The 19,377-nt window shown below is 47.5% G+C and carries 16 protein-coding genes and 2 tRNA genes; 6 read left to right on the top strand and 12 right to left on the bottom strand.

All coding sequences use genetic code 11. The features are described 5' to 3' along the window. The first annotated feature begins 95 nt into the window (after positions 1 to 95). Positions 96 to 902: a queuosine precursor transporter gene (locus V7S65_RS22865; RefSeq protein ID WP_336387916.1), complete on the top strand. Its 807-nt coding sequence runs from the start codon at positions 96 to 98 to the stop codon at positions 900 to 902. 42 nt (positions 903 to 944) lie between these two features. Here the strand turns inward: V7S65_RS22865 and V7S65_RS22860 are convergent, their stop codons facing one another. Together V7S65_RS22860 and V7S65_RS22855 are read right to left on the bottom strand one after the other, a co-directional pair. Then, positions 945 to 1,397: an NUDIX domain-containing protein gene (locus V7S65_RS22860; protein WP_079472852.1), complete on the bottom strand. Its 453-nt coding sequence runs from the start codon at positions 1,395 to 1,397 to the stop codon at positions 945 to 947. An 18-nt stretch (positions 1,398 to 1,415) separates the two neighbouring features. Continuing rightward, entirely contained in the window at positions 1,416 to 2,354 is a 939-nt protein-coding gene (locus V7S65_RS22855) for a magnesium transporter CorA family protein (protein WP_079472853.1), read from the bottom strand. A gap of 89 nt (positions 2,355 to 2,443) precedes the next feature. On the opposite strand from V7S65_RS22855, the gene V7S65_RS22850 reads away from it, so the two are divergent. Further along, on the top strand, positions 2,444 to 3,943 hold the full coding sequence (locus V7S65_RS22850; protein WP_079472854.1) for a polysaccharide biosynthesis C-terminal domain-containing protein: 1,500 nt from the start codon (positions 2,444 to 2,446) through the stop codon (positions 3,941 to 3,943). Positions 3,944 to 4,007: 64 nt separating this feature from the next. Here the strand turns inward: V7S65_RS22850 and dapF are convergent, their stop codons facing one another. Beyond that, the gene (gene dapF, locus V7S65_RS22845) at positions 4,008 to 4,790 is read right to left on the bottom strand and encodes a diaminopimelate epimerase (RefSeq protein WP_079472855.1); all 783 of its coding nucleotides are present in this window, start codon (positions 4,788 to 4,790) and stop codon (positions 4,008 to 4,010) included. A gap of 30 nt (positions 4,791 to 4,820) precedes the next feature. Beyond that, positions 4,821 to 5,699: a nucleoside phosphorylase gene (locus V7S65_RS22840; protein WP_336387915.1), complete on the bottom strand. Its 879-nt coding sequence runs from the start codon at positions 5,697 to 5,699 to the stop codon at positions 4,821 to 4,823. A 205-nt stretch (positions 5,700 to 5,904) separates the two neighbouring features. Between V7S65_RS22840 and V7S65_RS22835 the strand changes: the two genes are divergently transcribed. After that, positions 5,905 to 5,975 (top strand) — tRNA-Cys (locus V7S65_RS22835). 472 nt (positions 5,976 to 6,447) lie between these two features. After that, positions 6,448 to 6,942 (top strand): GNAT family N-acetyltransferase, encoded by a 495-nt coding sequence (locus tag V7S65_RS22830; protein WP_079472857.1) that lies wholly within the window; start codon positions 6,448 to 6,450, stop codon positions 6,940 to 6,942. Positions 6,943 to 6,996: 54 nt separating this feature from the next. Here V7S65_RS22830 and V7S65_RS22825 read toward each other — a convergent pair whose 3' ends face one another. The 4 genes from V7S65_RS22825 to V7S65_RS22810 form a co-directional block, all read right to left on the bottom strand. Next, positions 6,997 to 7,734 (bottom strand): 3-keto-disaccharide hydrolase, encoded by a 738-nt coding sequence (locus V7S65_RS22825; protein ID WP_079472858.1) that lies wholly within the window; start codon positions 7,732 to 7,734, stop codon positions 6,997 to 6,999. 49 nt (positions 7,735 to 7,783) lie between these two features. Continuing rightward, a complete protein-coding gene (locus tag V7S65_RS22820) occupies positions 7,784 to 9,106 on the bottom strand; it encodes a Gfo/Idh/MocA family protein (RefSeq protein ID WP_111579687.1) in 1,323 nt (440 codons plus the stop codon). Between the two features lie 305 nt (positions 9,107 to 9,411). Then, on the bottom strand, positions 9,412 to 10,917 hold the full coding sequence (locus tag V7S65_RS22815) for a sigma 54-interacting transcriptional regulator (protein WP_079473121.1): 1,506 nt from the start codon (positions 10,915 to 10,917) through the stop codon (positions 9,412 to 9,414). An 81-nt stretch (positions 10,918 to 10,998) separates the two neighbouring features. Continuing rightward, the gene (locus tag V7S65_RS22810) at positions 10,999 to 12,093 is read right to left on the bottom strand and encodes a vWA domain-containing protein (RefSeq protein WP_079472860.1); all 1,095 of its coding nucleotides are present in this window, start codon (positions 12,091 to 12,093) and stop codon (positions 10,999 to 11,001) included. 165 nt (positions 12,094 to 12,258) lie between these two features. On the opposite strand from V7S65_RS22810, the gene V7S65_RS22805 reads away from it, so the two are divergent. Continuing rightward, positions 12,259 to 13,104, top strand: coding sequence for a sugar phosphate isomerase/epimerase family protein (locus V7S65_RS22805; RefSeq protein WP_079472861.1), 846 nt, complete (start codon positions 12,259 to 12,261; stop codon positions 13,102 to 13,104). A 212-nt stretch (positions 13,105 to 13,316) separates the two neighbouring features. Here the strand turns inward: V7S65_RS22805 and V7S65_RS22800 are convergent, their stop codons facing one another. The 4 genes from V7S65_RS22800 to V7S65_RS22785 form a co-directional block, all read right to left on the bottom strand. Next, positions 13,317 to 16,553, bottom strand: a complete 3,237-nt coding sequence (locus V7S65_RS22800) for a glycosyltransferase family 117 protein (protein WP_336387914.1) — start codon at positions 16,551 to 16,553, stop codon at positions 13,317 to 13,319. A gap of 184 nt (positions 16,554 to 16,737) precedes the next feature. Further along, positions 16,738 to 17,031 carry a putative quinol monooxygenase gene (locus tag V7S65_RS22795; protein ID WP_336387913.1) on the bottom strand — a complete coding sequence of 98 codons (294 nt, stop codon included), beginning with the start codon at positions 17,029 to 17,031 and terminating at the stop codon, positions 16,738 to 16,740. Then, positions 17,028 to 17,855, bottom strand: a complete 828-nt coding sequence (locus tag V7S65_RS22790) for an SAM hydrolase/SAM-dependent halogenase family protein (protein ID WP_079472864.1) — start codon at positions 17,853 to 17,855, stop codon at positions 17,028 to 17,030. Before V7S65_RS22790 ends, V7S65_RS22795 begins: the two co-directional genes overlap by 4 nt. Positions 17,856 to 18,102: 247 nt before the next feature. Beyond that, positions 18,103 to 18,915: an SDR family oxidoreductase gene (locus V7S65_RS22785; RefSeq protein ID WP_079472865.1), complete on the bottom strand. Its 813-nt coding sequence runs from the start codon at positions 18,913 to 18,915 to the stop codon at positions 18,103 to 18,105. Positions 18,916 to 19,106: 191 nt separating this feature from the next. Here V7S65_RS22785 and V7S65_RS22780 point away from each other — a divergent pair. Beyond that, positions 19,107 to 19,179: transfer RNA gene (locus tag V7S65_RS22780), tRNA-Lys, on the top strand. The last annotated feature ends 198 nt before the right edge of the window (positions 19,180 to 19,377 follow it).

The following is a 19,377-nucleotide window of genomic DNA, read 5'->3' as shown; positions in this document are numbered from 1 at the left end:
TTATTGTTAAAAAAAATACAATGGAAAACATTACCGCCCTGGTTATATTTGTTCAATATTGCTATCCTTATATTTCAACTTATAGTTAATTACTAATGCTCAGAAATCTGTTAAACGATAGGCCCACCAAACTGTTCGTGATATTTACCAGCTTCTTTGTGGCGAATGCGCTGATTGCAGAATGTATTGGCGGTAAACTATTTTCCCTGGAGAAGTTACTGGGATTGCCTGTGCACACCTTCACCCTGTTCGGCGAAAGTGGATTGGCGTATACCTTAACGGCTGGGGTGTTGTTATGGCCGCTGGAATTTGTGATGACGGATATTGTGAATGAATACTTTGGCCCGAAGGCCGTGCGCCGTATTTCTTATATCGCCGTGGGATTGATCTCCTATGCGTTTATTATGTTTTGGGTAGCCATGAGCGTGCCCGCCGACGGTTGGTGGAAAGGCAGCCGCGCCGATGCCGGTATCCCCGATATGCAGAATGCCTTTACCAGCATTTTTGGTCAGGGTATGTGGATCATCCTGGGTAGCTTAACAGCCTTCCTGGTAAGCCAGATCGTGGATGTGACCGTGTTCCATAAAATTAAAAAGCGTACCGGCGAAAAGCATGTATGGCTGAGGGCAACCGGTTCCACCATTGTATCGCAGCTGGTAGACAGCTTTATTGTATTGTACATTGCCTTTAAGCTGGGGAACGACTGGAGTTGGCAACGGGTACTGGCTATATGCCTGGTGAACTACAGCTATAAGTTTGTGGTGGCGGTGGCGCTTACGCCGCTGATCTATTTTATAGAGCACCGGATAGAGCGTTACCTGGGGCATGACACCGCCAGGCAGATGAAGGCGGCGGCCATGGGGAAGGAGCAACCGTTTGAAGAACCTGTTACCAACAACTGATAAAAAGAAAGGGGCTGTTTGATTAAACAGCCCCTTTCTTTTTTAATATTTTGCTTTTACCATGTCTGCCACTACTTTATCGATGGGCAGGGTTACGGCGCTTGACGAAAACTCGTCCCAGCTGATCCAGCGGGCGCGTTCCACTTCTTCCACGCCTTCCGGTATGGTAAAGTCGAACGGCGTAGTGCTGACCGATGCCGTGAACGGCGACAGCGGCGTTACGAGGTAATAAATAGAGATAATCTGTGTAACGTTATCGAAAGCCGAGATCTGGAAGAAGTCGGTGGTATAGATATGTTCTACCACTTTTACATCCTGGCCCAGTTCTTCCTGCCATTCGCGGACGATGCACTCCAGGGTGCCTTCCCCGAACTCCAGGCCGCCGCCGGGGAATTTGGTATAATAACCCCCACGGATATACTCATCGCTTACCAGCACCTGCTTCTGATCGTTGATCATGATGCCGTATACTCTTACGTTAAATCCTGTTTGCATATGCTTATTTAAAAAGGGCTAAAACCACTTCTTCTTCATAAAATACCAGCTGATGACTACCGAAATAGCGATCGACAAAATAACCGGTATATAGAAGGCGTGAAGGGTATGCTGGTAGGGGATATCCACGTTCATGCCATAGATACTGGCCACCAGCATGGGAAATGTAAGGATAATGGTAATGGAGGTAAGCCGCTTCATCACCACGTTGAGGTTATTGGAGATGATGCTGGCAAAGGCATCCATTGTACTGCTGAGGATGTTCGTATATACGTTGGCCATTTCCAGCGCCTGGGAAGTATCTACAATCAGATCCTGCAGGAATTCTTTTTCATCTTCATTCAGTCCCAGGAAATTGGTCCGTTCCAGCTTCATGAGCAGCAGCTCGTTACTGCGCAGGGCGGTTACAAAATACACCAGGCTTTTCTGGATACGCATAATACCCAGGAGTTCTTCGTTCCGGTTGGAATCGTATAATTTAGCCTCCAGCATGTTCCTGCGCTGGTTAATTTCCTTCAGGTAATCGAGGAAATTGATGACCACTTTCTCAAATATTTTCAGGACCATCATGTTCCTTTTTTCGGGAGACCGGTTATGAAAAGTATTCAGGAACTTTTTGATGGCGGTATTGTCGAAGGAGTTCACCGTAATGATCTGGTGGTGGGTCAGGATAATTACGATGGGGATGGTGATGTAATAGGCTTCGCTTTCGTTGATCGAATTATTTTCGGTCGGCGTTTTCAGAACAATGAGCTTTACATTGTCTTCCAGCTCAAACCTGGCTTTTTCGTCAATATCGAGGGAATCCGTGAGGAAGTCCAGGGGAATATCGAGTTCCTCAGATAACTGTTCAAATTCGGCCTGTTTAAGCGGGGGGGTAATATTTACCCAGGCACCGTTTTCCGGCTGGTGTATTTCTACAGTTTTGGAATCTATATTTGTAAAATACTGGATCATCGGGCGCAAAGGTAGTTAAAATGTTGAATCCTGTTTTCATTTGATGTAATATTGTGCAACAGGAAACAGTTAAAATATTTTATATATAAATGGGAGTTGTAAAACATCAGAGTCTGCGGTCGTCGGTGTTGATTTATTTGGGCTTTGCGATAGGCGGGATCAATACGTTATTACTGTTTCCGGTATTTTTCAGCGGGGATCAATTCGGGTTAACCCGGATCATAGGGGATATAGGGGTGATTGTGGTACCGTTTTGCACGTTCAGCACGGGTTTGATGATCAACCGGTTTTATCCTTACTATGCCTATCATTTGCCGGAGAAGAAAAATGACCTGATGGGTTGGGTGGTAATTGCCACCCTGATAGGGCTGGCGTTGTTTTTTGTGGGGACGGTGGTGTTTAAGGATCTGATTGTCAGGAAATATGTAACGAAATCGCCCCTGCTTATAGAGTACTTCTATTTCCTGTATCCTTTTGTGACGGGGATTGTATTGTTTTCGGTATTTGAAAGCTATAGCTGGTCGCGGCATGAAACGGTGGCGCCCAACTTCCTGAAGGAACTGCTGATCAGGATTATGACTTCGGCTATTATTGGCCTGTATGTATTCAAGCTGATCAGTTTCATTGTTTTCATGTGGCTTTTCAGCCTCCTGTATATCATTGCGCTGGTGCTGTTGCTCTTTTATCTCTGGCGCAAGGACCTGTTGTATTTCTCCATAAGGGTGAGCAGTGTTACATCCCGGCTGTATAAGCGGATGATGATCTATGCGTTTTCCCTTACATCGGCTACTATTTTTAACCTCCTGTCGCAGAACATAGGGGCGTTGATCATTGCGAGTATCAGCGGATTGGATGAGGCGGCGTATATGACCATTGCCACTTACATGGCCCAGCTGATACAGGTGCCGCAGAGGAGTATTTCTTCTATTGCCACACCTATTATTGCCCAGTCGTGGAAGGATAAGAACATGGCTAAGATTGATGAAATTTATAAGAAGTCGTCGATTTTACAGCTGGTAGCTGCGCTTTTTATTTTCTGGGAGATATGGCTCAACATTGATGATATATACCGGATCATGCCGCATGCGTATTCTTCGGCTAAGTACCTGGTATTTTTTATGGGTGTTGCCAAGATCATTGACATGGGCACCGGGGTGAATCAGCAGTTACTGGCTACTTCCCGTTTCTGGCGGTTTGATCTTACTTCGGCCACGGTGCTGGTGATATTGTCTATTCCACTGAATTATTTCCTGATAAAGAAGTATGGTATGGTGGGATCGGGTTATTCCATGATGATCTCGCAGTTTGTGTTTAACGGTATCCGCTTATTGTTTATCCGGAAGCGTTTCGGACTGCAGCCGTTTTCTATTAATACGCTGAAGGCAGTAGTGGCCAGTGTGGCGATATACTATATCAGCAGCCTGCTTCCGCCCCTGGGTAATCCTTTTATCAGTATTGTAGTACACGGACTGTTGTTCCTCGTGTTGTTTGGTGGCGCCATATTGCTGATGCAGGTATCGGAAGATATTAATCATACTGTTGCGGCTACGTTACGTAAGGCGGGCAACAAGGTGTTCAGAAGAAAATAAGGTTACGGATATAAATAAGAAAGCCGCCCAAGTAATTGAGCGGCTTTCTTATTTATAGTTTTAATTATTTAGCAATCTCGCCTTCAAACACCAGCGTAGCCGGACCACAGAGCCAGATATTTTCAAAGGTCCGTTCACCGGTTTTGGTGAAGCGTACTTCCAGTTGTCCGCCTAAAGTTTGTACCGGCACTATGTATTCCTTTTCTTCGGCGCCTGCAAAAGTGAGTGCAGCGGCGGTTACGCCGGTGCCACAGGAGTAGGTTTCATCTTCCACACCTCTTTCGTAGGTCCGCACAAATATGCCGCTTTCAAATTTCTGTACAAAGTTCACGTTGGTACCTTCCGCTGCGAAGCGGTCGTTGTAGCGGATGCCACGGCCTTCGTTAAACACATCTACCGCCTGCACATCTTCCACAAATTTCACAAAATGCGGGGAGCCGGTATTGAGGTAGTAGTAGAGGGGGCCATGTTCCACATCATCCACATTCTGCATTTTCAGGTTTACCCAGTTGCTGCCGTCGATGGTAGCTTCATGTTCTCCGTCGACAGCAATGAAGTAGAGGTTGCCGTCGCCAACGCCCATTTTATTGGCAAAGGCTACGAGGCATCTGCCACCGTTACCGCACATGGTGCCTTCGCGGCCATCTGCGTTGTAATATTTCATGGCAAAGTCGTAGTCTTCACTTTTGTTGAGCAGCATTAAGCCATCGGCACCGATGCCGAAGCGGCGGTCACAGAGTTCATTCACCTGTTCGTCTGTAAGCCAGTCGTATTGCCCTTCCCGGTTGTCCATGATGATAAAATCATTGCCGGTTCCCTGATATTTATAGAAATGAATATTATGCATGGGTACAAAGATAAAAAATTAATGCCGTTGTTAAATAGCGGCGATGATCCCCAGTCCTTTTTCAATCATTGCTGCCACTGCTGCGCCGCCGTCTTTGCTGAATTCCTGGCGGATACGGTTGGCAACGATGGCGCTTATGGAAAGGCATTCGTGCCCCAGTACGCGGCCCATGCCGTAGATGCCGGAAGTTTCCATTTCAAAGTTGGTGATGCGGTGGTGTTCGTAGCTGAAGCTGGTGAGCTTATCGATCAGGTCTGGATTAGACAGGGCGCCACGGAGTACGCGGCCCTGCGGTGCATAAAAACCCGGGCAGGTAACGGTGATGCCTGTATGAAAACCATCTGTGAAATGTTCCTGTAGTTTGGCGGATGCTTCAAAGAGACAAGGATTGGCGCCGCCGGGCTGCAGGAATACCTGTCCGCGGAACGACTCTAACAATTGCTTCTCTGCGCTGGTATTTTCAAACACATAATAGCTCATGAGGTTGTCGAGGCCAAGCCCGTGGGACGATACCACGAAACTATCCACCGGTATGTTTTCCTGCAGCGCGCCGGAAGTGCCGAGGCGGATGATTTGCAGGGAAGTGAGCGTTGATTTTACCTGGCGTGTTTCAAAATCTATATTTACGAGTGCATCCAGTTCATTGAGTACGATATCGATATTATCGGTGCCGATGCCGGTAGAAACTACGGAGAGTCGTTTGTTGCCGATATAGCCGGTATGCGTTACAAATTCACGGTGCTGATATTTACCTTCTATTTTATCAAAGTGTTTGCTTACTTCACCGACACGGTCAGGATCGCCTACGGTGATGATGGTATGAGCCAGTTCATCCGGTCTTACGTCGAGATGATATATGGCTCCGCGGTTGTTGATGATCAGTTCTGATGCTGCAATACGATTATCCATTGTACTAATTTTTATTTTTCACAAATCAACATTTCCTGTTTTCCTGCCTCAATATTCCTTTGTTCTGCTATATTATCAAAATATTTTTTCAGATATTTTTTAAATAATATTTGGTGGTTGTTAGAAATTCACTACTTTTGCAATCCCACAAAACGAATGAGATGTACGCCAGTGGGGGACTTACGGCGAACATTTTGAAACTGATGGTTCCGTGGCCGAGTGGCTAGGCAGAGGTCTGCAAAACCTCGTACAGCGGTTCGAATCCGCTCGGAACCTCTACATATCTTCTTCTTAAAGCCGCGTAAACCGCGGCTTTTTCATTTCCGGTAAGACTTTAATGGATTTTAGCAATAACAGAGAGGCATATTTATGTGCTATTGCGGTGATATGGTATACCCGGCGTATTCCCGGGGTATCTATGAAGCATCCACGGCGTATAGGTGGACTTGATGCGGAGATGCCCGCTGCTGGCTGGCTTCAGGGGTAAAAAAGAAATAATGCAAAGTATGCTGAAATATCAATTCAAAAGATTATATTGCATACCCCGCAAGAGGCAGGTGAGGTTATCAGAAGGCAAGAGATTTATCAATAATTTACTATAGCTATCTAAACACAGCGTGTGTAATTGATAATAAAGATATCGGCGGCATTTTCTATTAAAATATGGAGCTGCCATCATTTTCCGGTCAACAAGCCTTCTGCATGCAGAAGGCTTGTTGCGTTTTATATACATTAAAAAGAAGTGGTTATGACAGAGATTATTAAAGTAACCGCCGAAGATTCCAAGCACCTGAACCAGGTGAAGCTGCTTTTTCGCGAATATGCCAATTGGCTAAATGTAGATCTTAGTTTTCAGCAATTTGAAGATGAGCTGGCAAACCTGCCGGGTGTGTATGTGCCTCCAACCGGTGCATTGTTCCTGGCATTGGTAGATGGACAGCTGGCCGGATGTGTAGCTATCCGGTCGTTTGACGACAGTACAGCTACTGCAGAAATGAAGCGTCTTTTTGTAAAGGATGCATTTAAAGGACATGGTGTTGGGAAAGCCCTTGCCAGTGCAGCTATTGCAGAGAGCCGCGAGCTTGGATACAAGCGGATCCTGCTGGATACATTAGCGCATATGCGTCCTGCAATTGATTTGTACACTTCACTCGGATTTCAGCCGATAGCTGCGTATTATGATAATCCGATCAGCGACGCGGTGTATTTGTCGTTGAATATTGAAGAGGACAGTTTAACTTAAAAAAAATGCAGCGGAGGATTTCCTCCGCTGCATAACATATAAAAGGATGATGGCTTACAGGGGTCTTATCCAGATGTTCCTGAAGCTTACCGGATTTCCGTGGTCCTGCAGTGCGATGGATTTAGCACCGTGTTTTACATAGGTTGGTTTGCCGATATATTCTGTTTTACCTTCCAGCTCCACATTATTCTGCACCAGTACGCCATTTTGCAGTACAGTGGCTCTTGCAGGAGATTTCAGGGAACCGTCGCTGTTAAAGCGGGGAGCGGTCCAGATCACATCATAGGTTTGCCATTCGCCTGGTTTTTTGCAGGCATTTACCAATGGAATTTTTTGTTTGTAGAAGCTGCCGGCCTGCCCGTTGGAGTAGGTACGGTTGTTATAGTTGTCCAATACCTGCAGTTCGTATTGTTCCTGCATAAAGATACCGCTGTTGCCGCGGCCCTGGCTTTCTCCTTTTACTTCAGCAGGGGTGCGCCATTCGATGTGCAGCTGGAAGTCTTCAAACTGTTCCTTTGTTTTGATAACGCCACCTCCTTTCACAACGGTCATAGCATCGTCTTTCACTTCCCATTTGGCCGGACCTCCTTTTTCTGATTCCCAGCTGTCGAGGTTCTTTCCATTAAACAGTACGATGGCATCTGACGGCGCCGTAAGGGTTTCTGTGCCGGGTGTAATTACTTTTGGTACCGGCTCCCATACTTCCGTGGCTTCAGGCTTCATCTGCTCTTTGTTTTGTGCTGCTGCGCTAACGGCAAGCAGGGTACAGGCAGATAACAGTAACGTACGCATGTGTCTTTTATTTTTTTTCGGGTAGATGATATTTAAATTATGTTTTCGTTCAGGCGGTAACGTTAGGCAGATGGTACCCGTTATGGTATTCTGCTGCTAACAGTTTGTTGGCATCGCTGTCGGTGAACTTACCTGTTTGCTGATCCCAGTACACTTTTTTACCGGTGCGATAGGCGATATTACCCATTTGTGCGGTAGTGGCCACGAGAGAGCCCACCTGTACGGAAGCATGGAGGTCGTCCAGTTTCCTGGATTTTATTACTTCCACAAAGTTGGTAGTATGGAGGTCGAGGCCGTTATCAACGGATTTTTGGCGTGGTACGGCTTCCATTTTTCCTTTTTCGGGGATTACTTCCCAACCGCCGCGGTCCAGCACCAGCGTACCGTTGTTGCCAATGAAGGCAATACCGTGATCGCGTCCGTAAGGGCCGCCATCAATACCTATGGCCTGTTCCCACTGGATGTTATAGTCTTCAAATTCATAAACGGTAGTGAGTGTATCCGGTGTTTCGGCTGCATCATCGGGGTAGGCGAATTTACCGCCTGCGGCCATGATGGATTTGGGTGCACCGGATTTCATGCCCAGCAGGGCGTAGTCGAGGAGATGCACGCCCCAGTCGGTCATTAAGCCGCCAGCATAATCCCAATACCAGCGGAAGTTGAAGTGGAAGCGGTTGGGGTTAAAAGGCCGTGTGGTGGCGGGCCCCAGCCAGGCTTTGTAATCCACGCCTGCAGGTGGAGTGCCGTCTGGTTTTACGGGAATGGATTTCATCCAGCCCATATAGGCCCAGGCTTTTACCAGGCGAACTTTGCCCAGTTTGCCGGAATGCACAAATTCGATGGCATCTCTGAAGTGTTTTTGGCTGCGTTGCCACTGACCTACCTGTACGGCGCGGTTATATTTCTGTTGTGCGCCTACCATTGAGCGGCATTCTATGATAGAGTTGCCCATTGGTTTTTCTACGTATACATCTTTACCGGCGGCGCAGGCATCTGTCATTTGCAGACAATGCCAGTGGTCGGGTGTACCGATAACAACGGCATCGATGTTTTTGTCTTCCAGGAGCTTGCGGTAGTCGCTGTAGGCTTTTACTTTGATGCCTTTCTGCGCGAGCTCGGCCACCCGTTTATCCAGCACGTTTTTGTCCACGTCGCAGAGGGCAACGCATTGGGCGGCGGGGTTTTTCAGCATGGAGGTGAGGTCTGCCCAACCCATGCCGTTAATGCCGATGGCGGCCACATTGAGCCGGTCGCTGGCGGCTACTGTTCGCAGTGGAAATGCCTGCAGCCCGGCGGGCAGTGCAGAGACCAGACCTGCTCCGGCCATCAACGTGGAGGCAGATTTGATAAAGTTTCTTCGGGAATTATTCATGTAATAAAACGTTTTGTGGAATTGTTAAAATGACAATTAAAAATACAAAATAGGGAAAAAAGCGGATTTATTTGTGCGGATTTTATGAGCGGTGGAGATCGCCTCCGGCGATGAAAATTGTCTTGGAGCAGGATTGAACTGATTACATGGATTACGCTGATTTTATTTTTTTCTTTGGGAACTGGAATATTTTAGATGGGGGCTTTTGGGAGCAAGGTATCCATCTTGCGATTTAAATACTATTTTAAAATAGTATCGGCGTAATCACTGAATGATTACGCCGATATTAAACAAGAGCATTAATACTATTCCTCCTCCGGTTCTTCGCTTTCCCCGCCAAGACTGAAGTTCATCATAGTGCCCAGCAGATCGCTGAAGCGTGTTTCGTTTTCCACTACTTTTTTGCTGATGAGCGAGTAGGACGAGAGGCCATGCAGCACGAACTCCATGAGCAGCAGGGCTTCTTTGCTATTGGCTTTCGGGAAGCGGGCTTTGATGAGATCTTTCAGCCCTTCTACTTTACTGAGGGTAGCATCGTATTGTTTGTCGCTGATATCCTGCAGGAGTTGAACGGAATTACCTTTATCGAACCATTGAATCACGCTACGGTAGGGGTTTTCAGCGGGTGCGCCGGCTTTCTTTTTCTTAAAGGAGTCCGGGTTGGGGAAGTAGATGGCAAAGAGGGTGCGAATGGCTTTGTCCAGCAGGTTATGGGCTACCTGGAGCGGGCCTTCCTGTTCGCCTTCGTATACCAGTTCTATTTTCCCGGTGATGGCAGGAATGATGGCCTGCAGATCGGCGATGCGCACCTGTGTTTCCTTTTCCTTGTTGATAATGGCGCGTCGTTCACCGGCGCTCACCGCGTTTTCATAGGCGGCGATGGTTAAGCGGGCAGACACACCGCTTTTCTTATCAACGTATTCACTGGAGCGGGCTTCAAAGGACACCTGTTCGATAAGGCGTTTCACCATATCAGCGATTTGTACTTTGGCTTGTTGCTCTTCGTGGATATCGGCTTCCTGTTCTGTGATGAGCAGGGAGTTTTCTATTGTTTTCGGGTAGTGGGTAATGATCTGGCTTTCGATCCTGTCTTTCAGCGGTGTTACAATAGAGCCGCGGTTCGTATAGTCTTCCGGGTTAGCCGTAAAGATAAACAGGATATCCAGCGGCATTCTCACTTTGAAGCCCCTGATCTGTATGTCGCCTTCCTGGAGGATGTTAAACAGGGATACCTGTATGCGTGCCTGGAGGTCGGGGAGTTCGTTGATCACGAAGATGCCGCGGTTTGACCGTGGGATGATACCGAAGTGGATCACTCTTTCATCTGCGTAGCTGAGTTTCAGGTTGGCGGCTTTGATAGGATCGATGTCGCCTACGAGGTCGGCTACGGAAACGTCCGGAGTGGCGAGTTTTTCACCATACCGTGCGCTGCTGTGGAGCCACGTGATGGGTGTCTGGTCGCCTTTTTCGGCGATCAGGTCTTTCGCGTAGCGGGAGAGCGGGTGAAAGGGATCATCATTTACTTCAGATCCTTCCACTACGGGAATATATTCATCCAGCAGGTCGGTCATCTGGCGGGCCATGCGTGTTTTCGCCTGACCGCGTAAGCCGAGGAAGAGGATATTATGTCTTGAGAGCAGGGCTCTTTCTGTATCGGGGATCACGGTATCTTCATAGCCGATGATGCCGGGGAAAGTGCTTTCTTTTTCTTTTAGTTTTTTGATCAGGTTACGCCTGATCTCTTCTTTTACGGAAACTGGTTTATAGCCGCTTTTTTTGAGTTCGCCTAGTGTTTTTATGTTTGTGTTCATCATTGATAATTACGCATTACAAATTGGCAGTAGTTTCTGACGGATGCGGAGATCCGGTTTTCACTATGCTGCTGTTTACTATTAATAAAACTTTCTTTTACCGCTTTCGAAATCGCGGAAAAGAAACTGTCCCAGTTTATCGGTGCCGGAAAAGAAGGCTTTACCGCTGTTGGTTTCGGTAAATTCTGTTACGAACTTCTGGAGCCACGGATCTGTGGCCACCATGAAAGTGGTGATAGGTATTTTCAGTTTTTTGCATTGGGCGGCCAGATTGAGGGTACGGTTGAGTATTTTCCTGTCGAGGCCAAAGCTGTTTTTATAATACTGTGATCCAATTTTCAGGCAGGTGGGTTTTCCATCTGTGATCATAAAGATCTGTTTGTTCGGATTGCGCCTGCGGCGGAGCAGATCCATCGCCAATTCCAGTCCTGCTACGGTATTGGTATGGAAGGGGCCAACCTGCAGATAGGGAAGGTCTTTGATTTCTATCTGCCAGGCGTCATTTCCAAACACAATGATGTCGAGGGTATCCTTCGGATACCGGGTGGTGATCAGTTCTGCCAGCGCCATTGCCACTTTTTTGGCAGGCGTGATCCTGTCTTCCCCGTAAAGGATCATGGAATGGGAGATATCGATCATCAGGGCGGTAGACGTTTGTGTTTTGAAGTCGGTTTCTTTTACTTCCAGGTCGTCCTGGCTGATGGAGAAACTGTCTATACCGTGATTGATCTGCGCGTTACGGATGGAGGCGGTAATGTCCAGCTGATCTACGCCATCGCCAAATTCAAAGGGGCGGGTTTCGGCATTGAGTTCATCGCCCATGCCGGATTTGCGGACATTATGATTGCCGGTAGCTGATTTTTTCAGTTTACCGAAGATTTCTTCCAATGCGTTTTTACGGATGGTTTGTTCTCCTTTGGAAGTAATTTCTATGGCGCCGCTTTCCTCGTTTTCACGAATGTATCCTTTATCTTTCAACTCCTGAATAAAATCGCCGATACCGTATTCCTGGCTGGTGAGATTATATTCGTTGTCCAGCTCAGTAAGCCATTGCAGGGCTTCTGACACGTCTCCGCTGGTGTAGGTGAGGAGTTGGGTGAAAAGGTCCAGTAGTTTCTGGAAAGGTGGTTTTTTGTTTTCGTCCGGGTTGAACCTGGTAAATTGTATTCCTCTCATAGCTTAGCTCATCTTCTGAATTAAATTTACCACTTTTCGCGGAGAAAGTGCAACCTCCGGGGAGGGGATCGCCTCCGGCGGAAGTAATCTACCATGATTTTCTTCTCCTAAAACTTGCATTTTAGATTGAAAGCAACTACTTTCAATCATCAAAAAAATAGCTATATGAAAAAACTGAGAAATGCATTGATGCTGGCAGGTGGCCTGGCGGTTGCATTATTTGCAAAATCGGCAGCTGCCCAGAGCAGGGCAGATGCATTGGGATGGAAGCTGGGAGCGCAGGCGTGGACATTCAATCATTTTACCTTAGCGGAAGCGCTGGATAAAATGGACAGCTGCGGTATCCAGTACGTGGAAGCATATCCCGGCCAGGTGATTGGTGGTGGTATTGAAGGTAAATTTGATTACCATATGCCGCCTTCCAAACAGGAAGAGGTAAAAGCGCTGTTTAAGAAGAAGCACAAAGTGCTGCAGGCTTTTGGCGTGGTAGTGCCTGAATCGGCTGCAGAATGGCGTATGCTGTTTGACTTTGCCAACAGGATGGGCATCCAGAGCATTACTTCTGAGCCTAAGCCGGAAGACCTGGACCTGATTTCTTCCCTGTGTGATCAATACCAGATTAAGCTGGCGATACATGATCACCCGAAACCAAGCCGTTACTGGAGCCCTGAAACGGTGCTGGAAGCGATCAAAGGCAGAAGCAAATTAATGGGCGCCTGTGCGGATATTGGTCACTGGGTGCGCTCAGGACTGGATCCGGTAGAATGTATCAAAAAACTGGATGGTCATATTGTAAGCCTGCATTTCAAGGATCTGAACGACAAATCTCGTGATTCTCACGATGTAGTTTGGGGTAATGGTGTTTGCCAGATGCCGAAAGTGCTGGAAACACTGAAAAATCAGAAGTTCAAAGGTTTGTTTTCTGCAGAATACGAATACCACTGGGATTACAATGTTCCTGAAGTGAAGGCCAGCGCTGCTTTCTGGAGAACTATTGTAAGTAACCTGTAATAGCATATCATCCTTGTTGGATGATGGATCCGAAGATAACGGCCCGGCCGGGATCTTCGGATTTTTTTGTGGATGTCCCATAACGGACATGACCGAGGCAGCGCTGGTTAACCCGGTTAAGAGTTTAAGAGCAGAGTAATTAATATTAATAAAAAAGGAAAGCCCATACCAACCGGTATGGGCTTTCCTTTTTATATCGGGTATGTTGACGGTTACTTTGCGGAATCCGCAGCGCCTTGCGGTACTGCATTGGAATCGCCGGTATTCACCTGTACGGCGCCGTCTTTATTTTTTCTTGTGCCGTTAGGACCAAATTCACCTTTCATCTGGTTTAACCAGGTAATGAACTGTTGTGCATTCTGACCATCGCGTTGTAAGTCGTTGGTCATCCTGTTTGGCGGCAGGGAGCTGTAGTAGCGTAGCTGCTGTTCACAGTCCTTGATCACCTGGTTCGACAGTTCTTCTGCCCTTTTCGCATCGCCGGCCATGTAATAGGCGTAGATGGTTTGGATAGAAGTATAGTTGTGCATGTTACCAGGTGTAGTGAGTGCATACGGGAAGTTGGTTTCCATGATGTTTTTGTCCATGTAGCGGAGCACGTTGAGGGCGCTGTCTTTAGAGGCGCCTTCCTGTGTCATGGCTACCGACAGTTTGGTAAATGCCTGACGGAGGTACATGATCATTTTCCTGTTTGGCTCATCGAAGTAGGTACCGCGTGTTTGAGCGCCACCGAATTCAAATTTGTGCATCAGGTTATCGTACATCACACCTACGTTCGCATTGATGTCCATGCCCAGCGGATCAGTAGATGTAGCTTTTGGCAAAGGCACCAGGTGGTAGGTAAGACCATCGGTTTGCATGTATTCATTCAGGCCAAGATCGGTAGGGCTGGTGAAATAGATAGGCCGTTTCCAGTCGTTGGCAGCGATGATATCATATACTGCGAGGTCATTTTTCAGCAGGTAGTTTTTGGTGATTTTGAAAGGCATGGAAGCTAAGATCTTCGCACTGTCTTTCGCCGCTACCACTCCATTGGCGAGGATCGCCTGCTTGTCTACCGGGATAAACAGCTGACGGGTAGGCAGGAAGTTTTCTGCGCCGCCATCCTGCGTGGTTACTTTACTGTTTACATCATCGCTTCCCATGAAGTTCATGATTTCTTTCAGGTTAAAGTATTTGTCGGCAGGAATATTTCCGGGATCGAAGAAGCGGATATAGTTGCGGTTTTCACCTTTATATTTATCGGCAGACCAGGTCATTGGAATAGCAGGGCTTTCGTTTACGGCTCTGCGCATCTGATCGATGTACCAGTCCACCCCGAGGAGGCTGAGGTTGATCACCCTGATATCAGGGCGGATGCCTTCTACTTCCTGTGCGTACCAGAGAGGGTAAGTATCGTTATCTCCAACGGTGAACAGGATAGCATTTTTCTGGCAGGACTCCAGATAATCTTTGGCCACGTCTCTGGCTACGTATTTGGTAGAGCGGTCGTGGTCGTCCCATTCCTGGAAGGCCATCAGTACCGGTACGGCGAGCAGGCAGATAGCAGTAGCCAGTACGGGGGTAAGAGCGCTTTTGATCCTCTTTTTCAGGAAGCTGTATACCGACAGTACGCCCAAACCGATCCAGATAGCAAATGCGTAGAAGGAGCCTACGTAGGCGTAGTCACGTTCACGCGGCTGGTTACCTGCCTGGTTGAGGTAGATAACGATCGCGAAACCTGTAAAGAAGAACAGGAGGGATACGATGAGGGTATCTTTACGGTGATTATTATATTGATAGAAGAACCCGATGACACCGAGAATGAATGGCAGGAAGAACAGGGTGTTGTGTGCCTTGTTGTCTTTCAGACTGTCTGGTATCATGGACTGGTCGCCATAGAAGAAGTTATCGATGAACGGAATACCTGAGATCCAGTTACCGTCACGTACGTTACCGTAGCCTTGTGTATCGTTTTGTTTACCGGCGAAGTTCCAGAGGAAATAGCGGGCATACATGAAGTTCACCTGGTATTGGAAGAAGAATTTCATGTTATCGATAAAGCCTGGTTTTTCGCCTTGCTGGAGGCCCAGCCAGGTGCGGTAGTAATCGGCGTGGCCCTGATCGTTGCTGGCGTCCCAAACGCGTGGGAAGAGCATCATATCAGCCGGATCGTATTCCGGTTCCATTTTCTTGCCGGCGATTTCATATTTTTTCGCGCCGCGTGCGTAGATGTTGCCGCCTTCTTTGTACCCGGTTGGGCGGGCAGTGAACACCTGGCCGTATACCAGCGGGAAGTCGCCGTATTGTTCACGACCGAGGTAACCTACCAGGGAGATGGGGTTATCTACGTTGTACATATCTACTGAAGGATTGGCAGTAGAGCGTACCATTGTGGTAATATAAGTAGAGTAGCCTACCAGCATAAACAGCACGAAGGAGATCGTCAGCCGGCTGAAGTGTGCTGTTTTGGATACATCCATTTTCACGCCTACTGTTTTCAGCAGGTATGGGATGGCTATAAAGAAACCAGCCAGTAAGAATTTGAAGGCGATGGTGCCGCCGCTTGCCTCGTTAAATGCAGGTACCAGGATGATGGTAGCGATAACGATGAAAGGTGCGTAGATACCGAATTTTGGTTTACGGTAGCCGATAACCAGCAGGGCTATGATGAGTACGAAATAGAAGATAAATCCGGAGAAGTATCCCATTCCGAGGGTATTTACGAAGAATACGTCCATATATCCGGATGCCTTTACGGTATCCTGGATGAGATATTTCTGTACGAGGCCGGTGATGCCGCAACCGATAACGAAGGCCCAGAATGTGCCCCAGCCGGTTACCTTAAAGCGTCTGAAGTAGTACACCATTACCATAGCGGGGATGGTGAGGAGGTTGAGCAGATGGACGCCGATAGAGAGGCCGAGGAGGTATCCGATGAGGACGATCCAGCGGTCTGCATAGGGTTCATCGGCTTCATGTTCCCATTTCAGGATGGCCCAGAAAACGATGGCGGTAAAGAAAGAGGACATACCATATACTTCACCTTCCACGGCGGAAAACCAGAATGAGTCGGAGAAGGTGTAGGCCAGGGCACCTACGGCGCCTGCGCCCATGATAGCGATCATTTTTTCGCGGGAGATCTCTTCACCGGCTTTCACCATGAGTCTGCGTGCGAAGTGGGTAATGGTCCAGAACAGGAACAGGATGGTGAAACCACTGGCCAGGGCTGTCATGGTATTTACGCCCAGGGCGGCCTGAGATGGTTTCAGGAACATACTAAACAATCTTCCAAGCAACACGAACAATGGCGCTCCGGGCGGATGGGGAATCTGTACTTTGTAAGCACTTGAAATAAACTCGCCGCAGTCCCACAAGCTGCCTGTAGCTTCCATCGTTTTAATGTAAACAAAGCAGGCAATGATGCAGATGACCCAGCCGACCATGTTGTTGGTCCTTTTAAAATTCATAAGGTTGTTTTAAGGTCCGACAAAAATATAAAAAACAGCAAATTATGCTAATCTGGCGAACAGTTTTAACTTTTTGTAAATATCTTTTTAGCTGTTAGCCTTTGGCTAGCAGCATCCGGGCGCCGGATGGGAGTTTTCCGGGAGATTAAAAAAGCATTATAATTCAATGATTAAGCGCTGAAGGTTACAGGCTCACGGCTGTTTGGACGGTCCATGCGGCGGGTTTCGCATTGAAAAGCGCTTTGGTGGCGGCCCATGTTTCCCGGAAGAGGGGGGACTGGCGGTACTTTTCGAGTGCGGTTTCAGATTCCCATTGGCTGAAGGTGAACCAGGTGTTTCCGGAGGCGGCATGTTCCCATAGTTCCAGGTGGAGGCATCCGGGGAAATTCCGGATGAGTTCCTGTTGTTTGGCAAAGAGTTCCCGGAAGGTGTTTACTTTTTCCGGGTCAAATTCCATTTTAACGATACGGTTAATCATTGAAAAATTATTCTGACAGTTTGGTAGTATGACAGTTGCTGGTATCCGGCCGGCTGTGTGAGCTGGTCGCGGCGGAAGCCCTGCAGGCCGAACAGGCCGGCTGCATTTCCTTTATTGATGGCTATTTCCAGGTAACCGGCAGCGTTGAAGAGGGCGAGTTTGGTGCCTTCGGGAACGTCTGCATAGGTTTCGCTGATCTGGCTGATGACTTCATCGCGGCGGAAGAAGATGCGGAACTTCCGGTTTTTACATTGCATATCGAACTGTTGGCGGGTAATATTTACTACTACGTTTTCGAAGCTGTCGATATGAATGATCTGTCCTTCTATGAAGTCGTCGCCTACAAGTGGCTGCAGGTTGTGTTTTACGTGGATCTGCTGGGTGAGCGGACCCAGTTCACCGAGAGCTTTGCCGCGGCTTAGTTCCCGGGCGGCAGAGGCCATGAGCTGGATGATGGTAAATGTGTTCCTGGGTGCATCCGGCGGAAGGGGCAGTTTAATGACCTTCTCCGGCATACCTCCGGCAATCATGGTGAGCAGGCCATTGTCGGCGCAGCCAATGTATTGCCCGTTGTGTTCAGCTACCAGTACGTGATCCGGTCGTTTATCGAATAAATTGATTAGTACAAAGTGGAAGGTTCCCAGCGGGAAATAGGCAAAGGCGCTTTTGCAGATATAAGTAGCCTGTGGTAAATTAAAAGGGCTGATATGGTGTGTGACGTCCGTAACATGACATTCCGGGCAGTATTGCCAGAGCTGCCCTTTAATGGCACCTACCAGGTAATCCTGCATTCCTATGTCTGATGTTAAAGTTATAATGGACATGCCCGAAAATCTAAATCCAAATCCCAGTGTTCAAAACCCACGAATCAATTCCCGTCCTCACTCGTCTATCCGTTTTTCATTTATCCGGAATGGCAAATTAAAAGTGCGCTTTCCTTCCAAAAAAGATGCCATTGGGGGTTAAGTGAAATAAACTTAGTGCAAATAAAGACAAAAAAGCCGAGGCGATCGTATTTTCAGCGGAATTTTTTGCACTAACGTTAACGGCTACAGTGAAAAGATTGGTTACTTACTGAAGAGGAGAACCGGGTTCTTTTTTAAAGTGATTGTAAACCATTTTGTCGAGGAAGCCGGGGAGGAGTTTACTTAACAGCACGGTAAGCTTGCCCTGGCCGGTGAGTACCAGCGTACGTTTTCGTTTGGCGATGGCGGTGGCAATAGCTGCTGCCACTGCTTCTGCGCTCATCAGCTTACCTTCATCCAGCGGAGTTTCGCTCTGTGCCTGTCCCTGTGGATTGAGAGCGGTATTACGTATATTCGACGCCGTGAATCCGGGACATACCCACATCACGTTAACGCCTGTATGTAAATTTTCGGTGCGCAGCGCTTCCAGGAAACCCTGCATGGCGAACTTGGACGCAGAGTAGCCGGTACGCGCCGGTAAGCCCCTGTACCCGGCAATGGAAGATACCCCTACAATGGTTCCTTTGTTAGCCTGAATAGAAGGATATGCAAATTTGGTACAGTATACAGTTCCCCAGAAATTGATATCCATCAGCGATTTCAATACACTTACATCCAGGTCGCGGAACAGGGCGCGCATGGAAATGCCTGCATTATTGATCAGGATATCTATTTTTCCGAACTTACTGATGGTACTTTCAATAAAGGCTTTGCATTCGGCCTCTATACTGACATCCGCAACGAAAGTAAACAGCCGGGTGTTATTGACTTCCTGTTGCAGGTCAGTGAGGGCAGCCTGCTTTCTGCCGCAAACAGCCACATTAGCGCCATGTGCCAGTAATTCTGTTACAAGGGCTTTACCAATTCCTGACGATCCGCCGGTGATGACAACCGTTTTATTCTGAAAGTACGTTTTCATGGGTATAATTTAGCCCCACAAAAATAGGTGAGTAACATCAAATTATTACAAGGCATTTACAGAAATGTAATGAACTATTTTTGGGCATGAGGTGTTATAATACTTTGTGGGAGTGGGTTTGGGAATATTTTTGAATAAAAGTTTGGCGGAAATAAAAATATTCCTATTTTTGCAACCGCTTAACAGCAAAGGATCTCCTAGCTCAGTTGGTAGAGCAATACACTTTTAATGTATGGGTCTTGGGTTCGAGTCCCAAGGGGATCACTGGAGAATTTGAAACCTCACGCATCGCGTGGGGTTTTTTGTTTTATGAAGATCGCGTTGGCGATTGGGCTTACATGACTTTACAAAGAGCGAAGCTATTTTATAAAGATAACCATTTTTGGGATCAAGTTGAAAAGTTGGGGGATAAGACAAAAAATAGTTGTTTTGCAGCAGATTAGCCAACGAAACACGTGGATC

The organism is Chitinophaga sp. CCNWYY40, assembly GCF_037483205.1.
GTDB classification, from domain to species: domain Bacteria; phylum Bacteroidota; class Bacteroidia; order Chitinophagales; family Chitinophagaceae; genus Chitinophaga; species Chitinophaga ginsengisegetis.
Note: the sequence above shows the minus strand (reverse complement) of the source record. Positions and strands in the feature narration are given on the sequence as shown.